1 rRNA gene is annotated in these 255 nt (G+C 62.7%); it reads right to left on the reverse strand.

Annotated features, from left to right (window positions below):
- Positions 1-159: 159 nt before the first annotated feature.
- Positions 160-255: ribosomal RNA gene (gene rrf / locus QSK22_RS33570) — 5S ribosomal RNA — on the reverse strand; the annotation flags it as partial.

Below are 255 nucleotides of genomic sequence, written 5' to 3' on the forward strand. Positions count from 1 at the left end.
CGGGGAATCCCGGCGACACCGACCAGGCCACACCCTGATCACGACCGGCACAAAAACCAGAACGGCGGCGGCACCGCCACCAAACAACCCCGGAAAACACCTCGAGGAAAAGAGAAAGGCCCCCGCCGCAACGGCGGGGGCCTCCCAACTGAAGAAAACGTCCGGCGGCGTCCTACTCTCCCACACAGTCACCCATGCAGTACCATCGGCGCTGAAGAGCTTAACTACCGGGTTCGGAATGGGACCGGGTGTTTC

This window comes from Actinomadura sp. NBRC 104425 (assembly GCF_030269545.1).
Lineage (GTDB): Bacteria > Actinomycetota > Actinomycetes > Streptosporangiales > Streptosporangiaceae > Spirillospora > Spirillospora keratinilytica.